The organism is Vibrio thalassae, assembly GCF_900089835.1.
GTDB lineage: Bacteria > Pseudomonadota > Gammaproteobacteria > Enterobacterales > Vibrionaceae > Vibrio > Vibrio thalassae.
Genome location: NZ_OANU01000006.1, coordinates 1 through 17252, shown reverse-complemented (window position 1 = coordinate 17252; position 17252 = coordinate 1). Strand labels below are relative to the sequence as shown.

At 43.2% G+C, this 17252-nt stretch carries 13 protein-coding genes; all 13 read right to left on the bottom strand.

The window, feature by feature from the left end; genetic code table 11:
* Nucleotides 1-9: 9 nt before the first annotated feature.
* The 13 genes from VTH8203_RS04165 to VTH8203_RS04100 all read right to left on the bottom strand — a co-directional run bounded on the left by VTH8203_RS04165 (nt 10) and on the right by VTH8203_RS04100 (nt 16806).
* Nucleotides 10-1605 (bottom strand): hypothetical protein, encoded by a 1596-nt coding sequence (locus VTH8203_RS04165; protein WP_158296046.1) that lies wholly within the window; start codon nt 1603-1605, stop codon nt 10-12.
* Nucleotides 1606-1611: 6 nt separating this feature from the next.
* Nucleotides 1612-2847 (bottom strand): hypothetical protein, encoded by a 1236-nt coding sequence (locus VTH8203_RS04160; protein WP_096992523.1) that lies wholly within the window; start codon nt 2845-2847, stop codon nt 1612-1614.
* Entirely contained in the window at nt 2844-3893 is a 1050-nt protein-coding gene (locus VTH8203_RS04155) for a hypothetical protein (RefSeq protein WP_096992522.1), read from the bottom strand. Before VTH8203_RS04155 ends, VTH8203_RS04160 begins: the two co-directional genes overlap by 4 nt.
* Before the next feature lie 82 nt (nt 3894-3975).
* Nucleotides 3976-6141: a DNA topoisomerase gene (locus VTH8203_RS04150; RefSeq protein ID WP_096992521.1), complete on the bottom strand. Its 2166-nt coding sequence runs from the start codon at nt 6139-6141 to the stop codon at nt 3976-3978.
* Nucleotides 6142-6201: 60 nt separating this feature from the next.
* Nucleotides 6202-6747, bottom strand: coding sequence for a hypothetical protein (locus VTH8203_RS04145; protein WP_096992520.1), 546 nt, complete (start codon nt 6745-6747; stop codon nt 6202-6204).
* A 155-nt stretch (nt 6748-6902) separates the two neighbouring features.
* Entirely contained in the window at nt 6903-7463 is a 561-nt protein-coding gene (locus tag VTH8203_RS04140; protein ID WP_096992519.1) for a hypothetical protein, read from the bottom strand.
* Between the two features lie 381 nt (nt 7464-7844).
* The gene (locus VTH8203_RS04135; protein ID WP_096992518.1) at nt 7845-9740 is read right to left on the bottom strand and encodes a phosphoadenosine phosphosulfate reductase domain-containing protein; all 1896 of its coding nucleotides are present in this window, start codon (nt 9738-9740) and stop codon (nt 7845-7847) included.
* A 194-nt stretch (nt 9741-9934) separates the two neighbouring features.
* Nucleotides 9935-11005 carry a lambda-exonuclease family protein gene (locus VTH8203_RS04130; RefSeq protein WP_096992517.1) on the bottom strand — a complete coding sequence of 357 codons (1071 nt, stop codon included), beginning with the start codon at nt 11003-11005 and terminating at the stop codon, nt 9935-9937.
* 9 nt (nt 11006-11014) lie between these two features.
* Entirely contained in the window at nt 11015-11650 is a 636-nt protein-coding gene (locus VTH8203_RS04125) for a hypothetical protein (RefSeq protein WP_096992516.1), read from the bottom strand.
* 220 nt (nt 11651-11870) lie between these two features.
* On the bottom strand, nt 11871-13166 hold the full coding sequence (locus VTH8203_RS04120) for a recombinase family protein (protein WP_096992515.1): 1296 nt from the start codon (nt 13164-13166) through the stop codon (nt 11871-11873).
* Between the two features lie 605 nt (nt 13167-13771).
* Nucleotides 13772-14950, bottom strand: coding sequence for a hypothetical protein (locus tag VTH8203_RS04110; protein WP_096992513.1), 1179 nt, complete (start codon nt 14948-14950; stop codon nt 13772-13774).
* Nucleotides 14951-14952: 2 nt separating this feature from the next.
* Nucleotides 14953-16170 (bottom strand): ParA family protein, encoded by a 1218-nt coding sequence (locus VTH8203_RS04105; protein ID WP_096992512.1) that lies wholly within the window; start codon nt 16168-16170, stop codon nt 14953-14955.
* Nucleotides 16171-16293: 123 nt separating this feature from the next.
* A complete protein-coding gene (locus tag VTH8203_RS04100) occupies nt 16294-16806 on the bottom strand; it encodes a hypothetical protein (protein ID WP_096992511.1) in 513 nt (170 codons plus the stop codon).
* Nucleotides 16807-17252 lie beyond the last annotated feature (446 nt).

The following is a 17252-nucleotide window of genomic DNA, read 5'->3' as shown; positions in this document are numbered from 1 at the left end:
GTGCTTTCCTCAGCGTTTTGGGGTAAGTCTTGGTGCATCAACTTTTGACACAACGCTGTTAGCACTCCAGTTCGAAACGACTTTACGCGGTGTTAGCAGTACCAACGTATCAACGACCGTTTTTGAACCTGACTTGCCTACCGGTATATCTGCATAATTGTTGGTTGTAGATTCATTGGTTTCTTGTCTCATATGAGTCACTATAATTGTGGAGTTGTACTCATAAGCACCCGTGATGTTGAAACGTGCCTGTCGAACGCGCGGTGACCGAATCTTAACGCCATTGATTTCCTGATCGTCAAATTTCAATAGCTTAGACAGTACACCGTTCAGCTTGAGGTGGACTCTATCTTCTTGAATGGAAGGCATCGCCAGCATTTTTACACCATCACGGACTTCATCGCGTTCTATACTGGTTGTTGGGATGTCGTTATTGGCACCTTCGAAACTGGTGCTTGCGGTGGCAATGTATGACTGTATGGAGCTAAGGTCTATCTCTTGGACCATATGGTTACTGGCTTTTACGGTTTGCTGCGTTCGCACACTAACATTGCCAGTGACATTTAGAGCGTTAATAACCGCAGCTGAACCGGCAAACGAGCCCGTTGTGGCTTTATAGCCCAGCCCCAAATTTTGGATTGCATCTGAGATCTTAGGTGTTGATAGATCAAGTGACCAATCGCCTCTGCCCGCAGCTTTCTTAAGCTGAGCGTCGATACCTAACTCTACATCGTCATCTGCTTGGTACTCGATCACGACCACTTCGAGCTCTACTGATTTGACCAACTCATTAATCATGCTTTGAACGTAATCATCGATAAGCAACATCATTGCAGGTGAGGTACGCACAACTATTGAGGACACACCTTCAATCTTCTCCGCGTAACCTAACGTTTCGGAGTTGGCTGAGGACTCTTGCAACATCACCATATCATTGCTACCAGTGGTGATATTAGCTTCGCCATTGAGAATTTTCTCAATGCCTTTGTAGATTTGGTCAGTTAGATTACTTTTATTTGTTTCGGTATTAGCATATTGACCATCGTTGCCGCCAGTCGTAGTTACTTGACCTGATAGTGCATCGTCCTCTGTCCCGCCCGAACTGCTGGAGCCTATCTGAAATGAGTTGTTTCCAACAGTCGTTGGTAGTACGTAGGTTTTTGTCGTAAATTTCGCAATATCAACACTGTCTTCTTTTGCTGTAAAACCATAATCTGCGGTTAGCGAAATAATATTGAGAGCTTCTCTCTTCGTCCCTTCGAACGTCAGTGTGATCAATTTATTTGGGTCCACTGAAAATCCGTAATGAAGTAGAATATCAGAACCAACCACATCTTTTAGCACTAGCGACAAAGGCATAGATTTCACAATAATGGCCGTTTTATCTTCAAACCAAGATGGGTCATTATTAGCTACGATTTCTTCTATCAACTGAGGCGGTCTGTCTAAAGTTCTGACTTTCGCATAGCGCTCTGCCGCAAGTTTCGTGTGTATTTCAGCGCTGTCAGCTTCCGATACTTTTTTGAAATCTTCAGTTTTGGTTAGCGTTGTACATCCCGATAGCAGTACGAGTGTTACGGCAGCGAGCATCCTATTCATTTTCATCTTTGTTTATTCCTCAGCAAATACATACGTTGTTCTAGTAGAGGGGACGATACCACCCGCTAGTTTCGGAAAATCCGCTAGCAAGATTTCGAGCGCTTTCTTGATGTTTCCTTGTTCAGTAACGATCGGATACCCAAAAGTTACTTTGTAGTCTTGGGTTAGATACTGGTTTTCTGTTGCTTTCCATCCGTAGGCGTCAGTTAAGCGTAAGAAGTTGTCCTTGAGTGACCCACTTGTGACCATGAACATGTAAGTAGGTTGTTTGCTTGAGGTGAGTACCGCTTCTTTTTTAAGATCATTAAGACGCAAGTAAAGCTGCAACCCCTCTTTACCCTCGTCAGAAATCCAGCCTTGGCGTTCATTCTTCTCATTCTGCCGAGCGGCTAGCAAAGCGGCGTCCATCAATTCGGTAGTAGCGGCTGCGAAATTACCATAGAAATCTTGAGAGCTTGAGATGGTTTGTTTGAGCACTTTGGTTTCATCTTCATCGAGCAACTTGCCAACACGAACATACCCTTCTTGGGCTAGCCATCGGTACAACACCGTCTCATAGGTTTCACCTGCGTAAGCGCTATGGAATTTCTTGGCAGTAACCTTTTTGCCACCTGTGATTTTAATCGATGGCGGATTGCCGATTAGCGTTGCTGTTTTTGATTCGTGATCGAGCAGCAAACGGAATCCAAGCTCAACTTTGGCACTTTCTGACAACCAATCCATTTCCCATGCGTTGAGCTTAGCTTGTTCAAGTAATTGCTTAGTCGCTTTATCAAACGTGTTATAAGACACACTTGAAGTACCGACTTTCTGTTTCAGTACCTTGGTTGAGTTCTTATTGAGCGCTTTGTAGAACGGAGCGTAACCTTCTCTGTCGAGCCAGCGAGTCAGTACTTGTTCATACGTTTCATTGTCAAAAACTTCATACGCTTTGGTCGTCGTTCGCTGTGATTGCGTTGCATCAACAGTCACCCCTTTCGTAGTTTGTGCAGATGGCTTTTGGGCCATGACATTACTTGGCTTTGCTACAGTCAACTTTGTCGGGACTGTAGTTTTAGTGGTATCTATTTGATTGCCACCTTTCGGCTTTGTCACATGACTTGCAACCAGAGCTGACTCTACATGTTGATAGACCATTGGTTGGTTAAGTGCTCCACTTTCAGGGCTTGTTGTTGGGGATTCGTTTGCGCATCCCATCAACGTAGTCGTAAGCACTACGGCTAGAGGTCTCTTACTTATATGCTTCATGCTTTGTTTCCTCGCACAATTATGCGCTTGCTAGAGTCGATAACCTCTATATCGAGCGGATATTGCTGAATAACGGATTGAATGGATGCTTTAGTGTATTGGGTTAACACGGTTGAATATGGTGTTTGAATTTTGTAATCAGGCGCTTGATAGTCCAATGTATAGCCGTAGAAGTTAGCAATACGAGACAGATTCTGACGAGTGGTGGTCGGTTCAATATCAAAACTTCGAACAATCTCTCCGCGACTGAATGGGTGCAAGATTAGCTTGTTGGTCGATGCTTCATAAACGGCAGTGACGGAGACGCTGCTACTTTGTCTTTCTTTCTCTTCTTTTATGAACTTAGTGATAACCTTTACTGGCGATTGTTCAATCACAAAGTCGTTCTTTTGGATCGTGTCATTCAGGAAATTGGCGGTCGCCTTATCGTCGAAGTACCAGATGACTCCCGAGTAATTCGCATGATTGGCCCATGCGTCAATTGTGTCTTTGACGGTATAACCTTTATAAAAGTGGTACTCCAATGCTTTGTGAGCTGTGACTGACTCTTTAGCGTTCGCTAGCTCAATATCCTCTCGTTGTCTCTCACTGCGATCAAACTTTGGAGTGAATACGTGCGGCTGTTGTATACGCTGATTCAGAGAAAATGGATAGACGGTGACACTATTATCGCGCTTATCGTAGATTGGTAGTAAACCACTGCGGTCAAATAACTCTAGAAAAGCCGCTTGAGGATCTTCAAAATTTAAGTTGATTCGCTTTGAACGCAGCTGATAGTAAACGTAAGGATTCAGTTCCTGTGTCCACTCGACAAACTCAATCCCAAGCTTGTCGGCTAACTTATTCGCTGCGGTTAGCGTTTGAGAGCCGCTGGTGACACGTAGCTGAGCAAACTCCACTGTCGGATAGCTCTTGAGCTGTTCTGATTCTGACTCCATTGGAGGCACTACGTCGTGAGTATCTTCATTGACTGCGGTATTGATCGGAGTCGTCGTGCACCCCGACAATAAAGCGCCAAGGGCAAATAACGCTGCTATATTTTTCATTTAATAAGGTTATCCATTTTTAATCTCAAATAGATAACCTTATCAAATGAAAAATCGTACTCCTTAACTGCCCTCTTTGCGGTTAAAGAGGTTCAGTTCGCTTACAGTTAGGATAGTTGTTACAGCCCACAAATCGCCTTTTCCCTTTTGGCTTAATGATTCGCATATCAGAACGGCAATCTGGACACCGTTTATAAAATGGTTTTTGCATCAAGTCAGAAAACATTGAGGTGCAACTATCACATTTCCAAAACACGCTTGTCTTAGTTTCAATTCTCTTTGCTGTCTTATTGCACTTTGGACATCGTTCGGTTAGAAGTGAACCACCATTTTGATTTTGTTTAGAATTGCTTGTTGTTGGCAGATTCAAGCCATTAAGTTTCACTCTCGCAACTTCTGACTCAATAAACTCATTGACCATTGAGAGAAACTGCTGCTCAGGAATTTCGCCTCGTTCTATCTGGCTGAAGTGATGGGCCCATATTGCTGTCGTATTTGGCATCGTGAGGTTAACGGGTAACATATCAAAGAGAATTTCGCCTTCCTCGGTTGGTGTTATCTTCGCTGTTGCCATAGAGCCTTTACGCTCCAAGAAGTTCCTGTCGAACAAGCTCTTCAAAATAGAATCACGAGTCGCTGGCGTGCCTATGCCCCCCAGGTCTTGACTGTCTGCATCTTTGTCTAACATCCATTGTCGAAGTGTGTCATCCGAAATGTATTTGGCGGTGTTCTTGATATCTCGCAGTAGCGACTCAGTGGTATATTCTGGCGGCGCTTGTGTTTCTTGTTCATGACTATTCACATTAATAGCCGCACACTGTTGACCGTTTACCAATGCATCCACGTTTATTGTTTCATCATATACATGCTCTGGCTCATCTTCGCTATTTCGAAAAACGATACTCCAGCCCGGTTCTTGTACACTTTGGACTTTACCTTTGAAGGTGTGAGGTACTCCACTAGCTGATTTGACACCAATCACGTAATCCGTGACTTTTCGCTCGCGCTTAGGTAGGAACTGAATAATGAAGTTGCGTGCAATCAACAAATAAATGACTTTTAATTTCTCAGGCATGGTGTCCCACTCAGCCATTGTTCCGTTGGGAATAATGGCGCCGTGAGCAGTTACTTTTTCGCTATTGAAAGCACGTGAACGAATACTGGTATCAGCTCGATTTACTAAAGGTTTTAACAAATCGAGATCTCTTAGACGTTCAAGGATAGCTGGTGCTTCTGTGTAATACTGATCTTCCAAATATCTACAATCAGTTCTGTTGTATGTAATCGCAAAATACGGAGAACTTCTCAGCTTCTGCGTAATTTCCAGCGTCTCCTCGGGTGGTATACCATAAGATTTCACAGCTTCTGATTGGAGTGAAATCATGTCAAAAGGCAATGGCGGTGAGTCGTGTGTTCGTTTCGTTACGACCGACTGTATTGTAGCGACACCACTAGATAAACTTGAGGCCAACTGCTGTGCTTGTGTTGAATCGCTAATTCTACCTCTGTCATCCAACTCTAACATTGGAGACTCTGGTAGAACGTAACGTGCTTCCAGTTCACCGGCTGGCGTGCTGAACGCACCCTTAATTAAATAATAAGTTTGTTTCACATGACTTTTGCGCAGACGGTATCTACGAACGACAAGACCAAGGACTGCGGACTGGACACGCCCTACAGTAAATAGTCGCTTATAGCCCTGACTTTCACTTTGCTTTGTTAATAGCCTTGTCAGATTGTAACCAACTCTCATGTCGGCAATTGCGCGGTTCTTCTCTTTGAGATGCAACCCGTAGAAGTCAGTGTTTTTCTTAATGTCTTGCAGTGCTTGTTTTATTTTGATTGGATGGTTGTCATTGATTAAAAGTCTTTCAACTGAATCGTCATATAGGTTCGCATATTCAAGTATGGCATCTCCTATATGCTGTCCCGCGGCATCAATATCTGTGCTGATTATGATTCGGTCAGCTTCTTTAAGTTTTCTCACCACTACATCAAGCTGTTTCTTGGTCTTTGGATTTGGCTTGTACTCAACAGGCCATTGGATCGGCAAGTGGCTGAGTGACCATTGTTTATAGTGGTCATCGTGGTCTTCCGGATCGGTAAGCTGCAGCAGGTGGCCAACACACCACGTCACAATAATATCATTACCGCAGTCGATATAGCCCTGACGCTGTACGAAATTAGGATTCAAAACCGATGCTAGGTGCTTGGCAACTTCCGGCTTTTCACAAAGGTAAGTGTCCATTTTTTCCTCGACCTTTTATTGCTCTGTTTTCTATAGCAACATAGGTATTAGCGCATGTTGTCACCGCTTCGCTGCACTAAATGCGGTCAATTCTTCGTCGGATAAATAGGTCAACGTTAACGCATCATGATGATTGAGATTATACGAGGCTATTAAGTCTCGCCGGTTGCGGCGTTTAGCAATAGCTACAAACCTTCGTGGTGTAAGGAACCGCAGTTCCAGTTCATCCAAGTTAAAACTCTCAATATCTTGTGCGTGAATATTGATCAGCTCGCGCTTCAAGCCTTGCTCAACCTCGTTCTCAAGGATAAAAAGCAGTCTAGCTTTTGCGTATTCGGTTAGCCGTTGGAATAACTCAAGCTTATCCTCTATCGCGAGAATGTAGATACCAGGTAGCATTTTTTTGATTACGCCTATTTCTTGCCATCTTGGGTAGGTTTTATCAAAGACAAAAATAGGTTGATTTAAATACTCGATTGCTAGTTGAAGTTGGAAACGTGTTAAGCATAGCGTTCCCCCTTTGTTCAAAATGTCCGTTACCTGTTGCTCGGTAAAAATCGGATAGCCAGCAACGCCGGCTTTTGATATTGAGATTGCGTATAACAAAATATCGTACCTCAAGGGAGACTGTTAATTGGGCGCATAACGTTAGAATACTTCCAATTTGTTAATTTGAACTCTATTTTCTAACTTATTTGTTGTGACATCCGTACGTCATAGATAAAAAAACCTCCGCAATGAATCATTGGGAGGCTTTTATATTAAGTGTATTGAGCGAAAAATTCTGTTGCTGTGAGCTTCACATAACTATTTTCCATATATGATTTTGCTTTAGCAACGAAGTGTGTGAGCGTTTCAACACGACGCACATTTACTTTCTTAGCACGTTTGTGCTCTCTTAGCGTAGCGCTCAACGCCGTTATCATCGAGGTTTGAATAACCTCAAGACGAACGCCGAGCGATTCTGCCACTTTACTCGCTGTGAAGTCATAATCACTCCTGTCATCGCAGAACAACCAGACAAGCGCTTCATTGATTGAGCTTATCGAAGAGTTCTTACGACGCAGAATATCGAACACATCCTTTACCAGTTTAGTTTGGACGAGATACACGTCCTTACTAGTCCAGTTCACAGTGTCTGTGTTCATTAGCCATTCAAGATAGTCTTGCGGAAACTCCTCTGGAAAGAGGATAACCATCAGGTCATCTTTTGACAGACACTTCTTCACTACTTTTTTGCGGCGTGATGCAGTTGTCCTCGGATACACCGATTCGGGTTTATCCGGTGCATCAATATCAACATCTAAAGTTAATTGTGCCATATTTTTTCTCCTAATTTACCCTTTCGGGCAGTTGTACTTAAGGTTTTCTGTTCCCCTCAGATTCAGACTATCCAACTCATGCTGGCCTATGTCTGTGTAGAGATAGTAAGAGATCTCCTCTCTCGATCTACTCAGAGTTCAGTCGCGGTTATTTCTCCAAAAAATTCTGCCTCTCGGCTTGGGTTAAAGTGCGTTAACCGCACGTTTGCGGTGCCATAAAAATAACGCTATGGCTTTTGCTACAAGAGCAAAAATTGTATAGGTCAGTAATGATTGCTGACCTATACAATCTCTACCACTACTCTAGCATAATGAGAGATGCTTTAGTGTTTTTGATGATAACTCCGTCCACCAGCAATATTGCTAGTGGACGGCAGCTATTTATACGTCAATGGTGATCTGATTAGCGATATCTTTGAAGTCGTCTACTCGATGAAGAGTTGAATTTCTGGCTTTAGGTGCAGGAGCGGGCTTGCCCAGTTCCATGGCATCAACGACAGAATCTACCCCAAACAGGTCTTGCTCATACTCGGCCTCCAGTTCCTTGCGGTAGTGTCTGCTGAGTAATACACTATGCTCTTCGTCACTGATTGAATTATCCCGTAGGTATTCATCCACCGACATGATTAGATCGTCACCCGTGACTATATCTTCTTTCATCGGAGTTTCCGATTGCATGAGTTTGTAAATATAATCATGGCGACGCGCTATATCGTCGTATCGTTTGACATCCGCTTTACGCATGGATATCCAACGATTCTTCAGTGCTGCTCTGCAGACCTCTTGGTGGTCGACTAGATGTAGCTCATAAAACGCATTTCTTACTGCTCTTAAATAGCTCCAACCAGAACCTGGCTCGACAGATAAGGCGTCAGACAAGCTTATCTCTCCCAAATACAACGTTTGCGTTTCTGGAATCAAGTAAAATAGACCATCAACATCTTCGTCATGAGGAAGCGCTTTAGATACATCGAACCAACGACGTTTCGGTATAGAAACACGCGGAGCTTCTTTAATAGAAGGGACCGGATATCGATAACCCAAGTCATGGATTTCAATGTAGTCTTTTGCTGCTGCGCTTGCTTCACCAAAATCTCGCTGAAGTGACCACGCGAAATCAATGATAAGAACATCGTCGTAAGTGATATACTGGAACATAGGTTCGCACAACAAGCTGTTGTGATCAGTATGCTCAATCTCATTAGCGTCCCACTTTCGCTGATGCTCTTCCGCTCTCTCCTTTTCCATGACATCAATTGTAATAAGGTAGCGCAACAATTCTCTCTTAGTACGGGAGTTGAAATAGTCGGGTGTCACCTTTAAATACCCTGCCTGCGATACGTTTCGACCTCTGAAATCACGCCTCGACAAGTCGAATCGGATGTTCTGCAAAAAGGTACGAAACTCAATCAAAGGCGACATAAAGCCATACTTATCAACATCTTCCCTAATGAGACTTTCAAGCGATTTGTCACGGTCGCCATTCGACAGGCACCAACTGCATCCAAACCTCGACCCACACCCACTCGAATGTTTCTTATCAAAAACGAGAGTGCAATGTCCATCATTGGCATCCCGGTATAGGGTTGCTAATTGGTCGAAATTCTCATTGAAAGTGGCAAAGCATCTTGGTGGATGTTCTTTGGAACCAGAACAGGAGACAATGAGACTCCAAACGTCATCTAGTTCCCAGTCACTTATCAACGAGTAGGTACGCTTACCGTCGATTTCCACAATTGCGGTCTCGGACATTTGATACTTACGCATCGACCTTTCACGCTTGCTAGACTCCGAGGCTCGAGTTCCCACTAAGGTTATGATTTCATGAATATTTTCATCTTCAATCAACTTAGTTTGACGTTGCATTGGTGTTATCTTCTCATCGACTGAGCAATCGACAGATTGGCCTGGATAGCGAGGCAGCTTGCCTCTTCCTAAGCACGTCCAAGTCCATCGCCCTGCGATTGATGGTTCAACCTGCACCACCTCAACTGGCAAATCATGTTTCGCACAGAAGACGCGAATATTTGACAACGATTCCTCTAGATAGATGTTCATCATCGGCATATCGCGTCGGGTGTTTGAATTCATGATGTAGCAGTTAGGAACGTATTCTCCCTCTTGCTTTAGCTGTCGCATAGCCTCAAGCATCAAGATGACGCAAACCGTAGAGTCCTTGCCACCACTGTAGCTCGAGCTAATTGAGTATTTTGAGCGCAGAAGGTTTTTCAACCGACTGATAGCAAGTTCCATTTTTTCTTCACTAGTTAGATCCATTGTTTTCTCCTAATTTGCCCTTTCGAGCGAGCGTAAGTATTACGTACTGCACGATTGCAGTGTCACCCAAACGTTAGTGACGTTTTTTACTTCAATTGAAGTAAAAATCAACAAAGGAAATAACTTAGCGCTATTTGCTTTGTTGACTGAAAACCTTCTGCCGCATTTGTAGCGGCAGTGAGGTTTTTTCATAGTTACTCAAAGAATGATAGATCTTCAGTTTCGTCATCAAAAGGTAGCTCTTTAAATAGTGCAAGAGCCGCTTTTCGCTGATTGATTAGCACATCATCTTTTAATGAGTCCAAGTTATTGCGGTTTTTAATCGCGCTAACTCGGTAGCTTGGGTTGCCTACTTTAGTGAACTGTTCACGCTCGGAGTCAGATATGGTGATACCTTTACTTTCAAGGTACTTCGCAGTATCAAACGTTTCCCTCCCTTTCACGGTAGTAATTTTTATACCGTGAAGAGATAGCATTTTAAATTCACTTGCCATTCCAGTTAGCTCTGAAGCCAGCTCTCTCTTTCGAGCGCTGACCTCTTTGAGTTGTTTTTTCAAATCGCTTTCTTCTTTTTGACAATCAATAAACTCTAAAGTCTGTTGATCCCATTTCAAAAGCTCTTTGGCCGTTGGCTCGTAGTAGTCCCTATCAGGATCTTTCTGGGGTGCTATGGCTGGCACTACGTTGTTTTCAAAAAAAGCATCAACGCTGTCAAATATGTTCTCGATCTCTGCTTTGTCAGCATTGATACGAAATATCTTCAAGTCATTATTATGCTCAAAATAAAAAACAAGAAAGCCATAAGGTGCTTCTAGCAAGCCTATCTGATACACCAACTGAGAACGATGTTGTTTCACTAGTTCGGAATTCAGTCCGTGAGTGATCAAATCATCGTAAAGCGTGTCACAAGGACACTTTATCTCAGCCGGAATGTACTTCTCGGCTATCTTTGCTACGCCATCAAAAGACACTTTTCTATGTGGGTAATCGATATGGTGCCCACACCATGACGAGAACGTGACTCCCAGTTTTACAGCCAATGTTTTTAGCACAAGTGGTTCAAAGTATTTTCCCCTACGGACATGTGGATTCCGAGAAAAATCGTCCGGCGTTTTAATACCCAACTTTTCAGCCCACAAACACCACAACGTCTTGTACTTGGAGTCACCCATGATGACAGGGACATCCGAGCCACCGATACCAGTGTCACGCCATGCACGCCATTCGTCCGTATCTTGGACAAGTTCGTTCCTGACTAATATCATATCTCTCTCCTAACTTGCTCTTGCGAGCATTAATTGTTTTTTTACCGCCTTTGCTGCGTTTACCATCTCTCTTAGCATGGCTGGTGATGTAATCAGTCCTGCATGGAGCATTGGGAGCGGCAACTTCATCTCAAATGCAACCATTTGATAGGCTTCCTCGGTGTTGGCACCGCAACTACAGATACCATCAATCTCTTTATGGTACTGGCGTCGCAGATAACATGTTTGTGCATTGCCGGGCATCGAGATGGGGAAACCGTGTTGATCTGCGTAGCCTTTGTAACCACACTTAGAACAATGATAGCCATTCGCGTTAGCAGAGTAAGAACCTCCACAATAACACTGGAACTCACCATAAAAAGGTTGTGCTTTCTCTCTGGTTAGCCAGCATCGTGCAAGCGCTACAACATATTCAAATTGCGGTTTGTGTTCAGGTAACATCTCCGTGGTCAGAAGTGCTTTGAGTAAGTCCTGCTCTTGAAGCAGGGAAATTCTCATTTTACCTGTTTTGATAAACAGCAATTCTGCATAATCGCGTAAGCGTCGATATTCTTGCGAGTATCTACTCTTTCCAACGGGCCTCTTTAGTTCTTTGTATTTGCCAATGATGGCCGATACAAATTTCCTTTTCTCACGCTGATACATAATTATCTCCTAATCTGGTCCTTTCGGACTTGTTAGATAGGCTCGCTTCCAAGGAAAGTCGAGCCCATTTCGTTTACTCCGCAATATTCAGAATATGGGCTAAATAAGCCGCACACATCAATATAATGAAGAGGACGATAAGCGCGATATCATGCGCTTGAAAAATTGGATTATCCCAATACATTTATTTTCTCCTAATTAACCCCTTTCGGGGCTTTGTTTATCTTAGTAAATCAACTTGCTGATCAAACCATTTCAAAGCTAATTGATCTTGAATGATGACACGCTTCGAGATCAGCTTAGTCAGAGGTAATCGACCTTCCTGAGCCATAATCAAATACGGTTTGACTATGGCCAACACAGTGCGGTTAACCATTACTTCATCAATCAATTCGATGGATTCAGTATTGGCTTCTACTGGTGCTTTTTCGGTTGATTTAGCTTCAGTTTCCTCGGCCACTTCATCAGTTGATTTAGCTTCAGTTTCCACGGCCACTTCATCAGTTGATTCAGCTTCAGTTTCCACGGCCACTTCATCAGTTGATTCAGCTTCAGTTTCCACGGCCACTTCATCAGTTGATTCAGCTTCAGTTTCCACGGCCACTTCATCAGTTGATTCAGCTTCAGTTTCCACGGCCACTTCATCAGTTGATTCAGCTTCAGTTTCCTTTGCTACTTCACTAACCGAAGGATCACCTTCGATGGTCACATTATCTAAATCAATATTGAGTGCTCTAGGCGTTTGCTTAGTACTACTCGTTAGCTGATTCGTTAATGGCGTTGGAGTCGGATTATCAGAGGTTGAGTAAATCTCCATTTGAGCTTGTGTCGCTTTCGCTTCATATGCGGCAGTAACATCAGCAATGATGTCACTGTCTGCCAAAGCGTTAACAGAGATGAGTTGTCTTAGTGCTTGAATAAACGAGACATGTCGCAACATACGAGCAGGTCGACTCCAGCTGGGCATGTGGTGTTGAGCATTCTGAAAGACTTCTTCGAAGTATTCTCTCGCAACACTGATTCCCCTGTCCTTGTGAACGACTTTACACTCTATCCATTGTGGTACTTCATATTCTCTACCATTGATCTCCACTTTGTTCGAACTATCTGAATAACAGTAAGTTCGCTCAGTAATGGGTTCGCTTGTAGCGATCCGCATCCATCCATCGACAGTTGCCATCACTTTTAGCTGACCAAATGGCGTGATTACTGGATAAATCTCGTTGTTGAACGGGCTTAACCCAGTCTCAATAGAGACCTGCATCACCAAAGCTCGGTGGTGGTTTCCCACGACCAGCCCCTTGTTTTCAATGGCGCTTGCAAAAAAGTGCTCATCAAGCAGAGCATTGCATTCACTGATAAGCGGTGAATTTTCTGCATCGAGGAGGTTATATCTTTCACAAAACGAATCTCGAATCTTACTCTGCACATTGACACTTTTCAGGGCGCGTTGCCTATTGAGAGGTACCGGCTCTGACGAATGTGCTTGCGCGACAGTTGGTATTTCTTTCAGCATGGTTTATCTCCTAATTTAGCCTTTTCAGACGTTTGTGGATGTGGTAATTACTGAACGATTTCAGCTTGACTTTCATACCTGTCAATTTTTTTTGCTTGGAAGCAAAAAAAAAAGCCAATGGGTAACCGCGGTTACCGATTGACTCTTGTGTAGTGTGGGCCATGAAGCCCCATGTACTATTACTGTATACGCTTTCGCGCTATTTATCTAATAAAATCGTCTCAACGTAACTTTTTTTGCATCAGCCCTGATAGCTTATAAGTAATACATTCTGATTACGGTGCAGCAGATCTAAAGATAAAAGCGCCAATAGGCGCTTTTATCCTTAGACCCAGTTTTGACGTCTGAGCACTTCCGCTCTTAGCTCACATTTAAGTTTGATTGGTTGATAATTGGGGTTTGATTTTGCGTTATTGGTAGCTTTTAGACCGAAAGAACGGCAAAGAATTGGCCAGTCCCTCCTGTCATTCATAATTAGCATTTGTTTTAAGTCAGCTTTTTGAATTACACTGCCATATGACATATACAGTTCTCCTATATTGTGTGTGTTGCAGAACAGGCTTTGAGCTGGCAGGCGGAGGCCTGTTCTATTTTCGATACTTGCTTTACATATGCTCTTTAATCCATTTGTCTAATTCTTCGAGTATGTGGGATGGCTGATTATTGAACGAATAGACTACTTTGCTTTTCCCCACGTGTTTTTTTGACGCCTCTAACTTGCTGTCTCCTGGATACTCCACCAAGCACATCTGTTTTGGTTTAGCTGTAGGCGATGAACCAGTAATTTCAGCTTTCATTACAGCAAGCTTGGTTTTTAAATCACCGTCGTTTTCTTCCAGAGCCTTAATAACGGCTTCTAACTTACTTTCTACCCATTGTTGACGTTTCTTATCATATTCGGCTCGAAGGAGCTCATTATCAGCATTTTTTTGTCTGGACTTACGAAACTTACCTAACGCTTTGAAACTTTCTCTTTCGATACCACCCACATGTGAAACTAAGTCTTTAAACTCTACGAATGTCATCATTGAGTGCTCGGGAAACTGAGCTATCAAGGCTTCAGGTATCTTCGCAGCGCTTGTCTGTACTCTAACGGTTTCCAACGGTCTTCCAACATATTCAGCAAGCTGTTCTAAAGTATCAAGCTGTGGGTTTCTCTCTTGGATTTTCAATAGCTCTACACCATACTCACGCGATGACAACGACTTAGTAAGCCTCGAAATGTCTGCTAGCTTGCGTGCCTCTGGTAATGTCAATGTTCTGCGAGCTACAAATATGCTGTAAACCGATCCGGCTTTAATACACGCCATGCGTCTGCGTGAACTATCCACAACCTGAATCTTTCCATTCTCCAGATAATGTCCTATGCCGGGAAATGTGTTTTGGCCACTTGCTTTAATGCTAGGCAAAATGTCTGCAATCGAGGCATCGGTTAAGTCATCTTGACTACGGCCATTGTCAGGGTGAACCTCCGTTTTTTCCTCTATCTCTGCAGGTGCAATCTTGACAAGATCGCAAATGATTTCCTCGCCATCTAAAGTAAACGATGTCGCCCCATGCTGTTCAAAACCGAGGGCGAGCAGAATGTCGCTATCGGTCACACCTTCTGGTTTGTCTTGTAACTCTCTATTGAGTTTTCTTTGAAACTCATTGAGAGCCACGCCTTTGTTAGATAGCCATTGCTCTGCTTTTGTTGTTGATTCAATATCGTCTCTCTGACTAACAGAATTAGAAGCTTGTGAGACTTGCGACTGAAAAATAGCGTCCAGTGGATTAGCAGTCATAATCAATCCTCAACTTCATCGTAAAGCTTATCAATATCGGCATACATACTGACAGCCAGTTCGTTATACAACGAGCGAATGGATTCCAATGCACTTGCCGGATTTCGGCTTCCATGGTCGATCAGCTGGATTGGCAAATTATTCTCTGATGCTGTCTCATACGCTTTAGCTTCGAAAATCGTAGTGGTAAACGCTCTCGTTAGCTGAATCATTTGCAGCGCTCGATTAAAGATCCCGCTGTTCGTTTTTGTATTTTTAGTAATTAATGTGTAGATATCGGTAAAACCCGCCCAGTCATGGGGCATCATCGTTTCGATAATGAACGCGGCAGAGTCTAGATACTCTACATACGCATTTATGTCTTGTTGGCGACCAGTGACAGGAATGATCAGTGACGTTGCTGCGTAGTATAAGCAGTAAAGCGTCATATCTGTGGCAGGGTTAGTGTCGAGAATAACTACATCGTAATCATGCTTGAGCGGACTAATAACCACATCTTTGTAGACGCTGATTACTTGCTCAATGCCCACACCGCGAGCCAACGCTCCCGAGAAAAAGACGTTAATATTTTTACACTCAGGAAACGACGGTAGTAGATCTATATCCTCTGCATACGTCGACACAATGATCTCTTTTAGCGCCGCTCTGTAAGCTGCTTGCTTCTGAGGCGAAAGTCTCACATCTCGTGGCACTTCCACTTCGTCTTTTAACAAAGCAAAAAGACTATGCTTAGGTGTCGTATAGTTTGGAGCCAACTTATGGCGTTGAGAGCCTTGAGAATCGGTATCCGCAAGCAAAATTCTAGGTGCTCTTTTGATATCAAAAGTGCCTTGAATTGAAAGTGTTTCACAGGTCGTGCTCTTGCCAATCCCACCCTTGGCATCATGAACTGCCAAAACCGGCATTTCGTAGTTATCAGGCCGGATCTCTCGCATTGGCTTATAACCCATGAAGCGCGCGACTTCTAGTGCTTCCTCTCGATTTAAGTTATACGCATTATTTCCTTTGCGTGGAAAATCTATACCGCGTGATTTTTCGCACATAGCGATACCCGCTTTGGTAGCTAGTTCTGTTTCACCCAGCAATTGTTCAATCTGTTTAGCATTAAAGTTTGGCATTCTAAGAATGCCTTTCGCTACCTTACGTTTGGATTTGAGCGACTTTACTTTATCGTACTGCTGTCGAAGAAAATCGATATTTCCTTGTTTAGACCTAACCATTTACATTGTCCTTTCAACTAATTATTAAGCAGATAATAATTGAAAAACAGCAAATGTTCAAACTCAGTGCAAATTGCTAGGCCAGTGAACCAATTGCAGCAGTAATAGCAATTTGCATAAATCTCACGAAAGTGCGACAGGACTCACATTAAGAATTGATAGCGCGTCAACTGGCCGCATTTGGAAGCGATATGCATACGCTTTTACCACCAACGTCAGTATTTGAGTCACTCCACTCGGCGGTATAATGCAATATGATTGCTTTTCTTGGCCCTCACGCAATGCCACATATAGCCCACCATCGTTGTTGAAATGAGCTGTGAGACTTTTATTGTTATTAGTTCCATGAAAGTCGAACTTTACTTTATGTCCGGCTGGACACTTCCGCATGAGCATATGAGCGAATGTAATCAGTTCTGTGTTGGGATTTAATTGCAACTGTATCTTTTTACTCCAATCGCCTCTGCGCTTTCTGCCCTCTGTAATAATGGGCGCTTGTTGCACGCCGACTGTTGCCAGTCCAGATTTTGTCATTTCGACTTCAAACTGAATAGCCGCACCTAACACGAACTTAACTTGCTCAGCTGCTCGTCTCCGTTCCAGAGCTTCTTTATCGTCTTGACTCGGTTTAAGCATACTCGTACCTCTTTTTATGACCATTATATCGATGCATACCGAAAGGTTATTGCTTATTTAACAAAAGCAAGTCGTTTCGTTCACTAAAATGTCAGTACATTAATTACTAGCGCTTAACAACGAAAGATAAAGGTAAATGGATATCATCCAAATTAATGAGGCACTAGAAAATAGAATTTTCTATCCTGTTTTTCAGCCGATTTTCGACTTGAGAACACTTGAACAAGTGGGCTTTGAGCCTGAGGGCTCCCCACAACTAGCATAGAAGAATCATGCAGATGGCATGAAAAAGTAGGCAGATTCATTTTGATCGGCGATCATAGCATCAACTGAAAAGACATGACCCGACGAGCCCCATGAACCTATCCACTATCTTGAATACTTTTTTCTTAATGTCAGCGTTCTCCGCTATCAAAGATAAGAGACGTATCACTGCCGTTCTTGAC

Bases quoted from the DNA above. Each gene is read 5' to 3' on its own strand.
- VTH8203_RS04135 (WP_096992518.1), bottom strand. From the start codon at position 9,740: ATGGATCTAACTAGTGAAGAAAAAATGGAACTTGCTATCAGTCGGTTG.
- VTH8203_RS04110 (WP_096992513.1), bottom strand. From the start codon at position 14,950: ATGACTGCTAATCCACTGGACGCTATTTTTCAGTCGCAAGTCTCACAA.
- VTH8203_RS04130 (WP_096992517.1), bottom strand. From the start codon at position 11,005: ATGATATTAGTCAGGAACGAACTTGTCCAAGATACGGACGAATGGCGT.
- VTH8203_RS04155 (WP_096992522.1), bottom strand. From the start codon at position 3,893: ATGAAAAATATAGCAGCGTTATTTGCCCTTGGCGCTTTATTGTCGGGG.
- VTH8203_RS04105 (WP_096992512.1), bottom strand. From the start codon at position 16,170: ATGGTTAGGTCTAAACAAGGAAATATCGATTTTCTTCGACAGCAGTAC.
- VTH8203_RS04150 (WP_096992521.1), bottom strand. From the start codon at position 6,141: ATGGACACTTACCTTTGTGAAAAGCCGGAAGTTGCCAAGCACCTAGCA.
- VTH8203_RS04165 (WP_158296046.1), bottom strand. From the start codon at position 1,605: ATGAAAATGAATAGGATGCTCGCTGCCGTAACACTCGTACTGCTATCG.
- VTH8203_RS04100 (WP_096992511.1), bottom strand. From the start codon at position 16,806: ATGCTTAAACCGAGTCAAGACGATAAAGAAGCTCTGGAACGGAGACGA.
- VTH8203_RS04120 (WP_096992515.1), bottom strand. From the start codon at position 13,166: ATGCTGAAAGAAATACCAACTGTCGCGCAAGCACATTCGTCAGAGCCG.
- VTH8203_RS04125 (WP_096992516.1), bottom strand. From the start codon at position 11,650: ATGTATCAGCGTGAGAAAAGGAAATTTGTATCGGCCATCATTGGCAAA.
- VTH8203_RS04160 (WP_096992523.1), bottom strand. From the start codon at position 2,847: ATGAAGCATATAAGTAAGAGACCTCTAGCCGTAGTGCTTACGACTACG.
- VTH8203_RS04140 (WP_096992519.1), bottom strand. From the start codon at position 7,463: ATGGCACAATTAACTTTAGATGTTGATATTGATGCACCGGATAAACCC.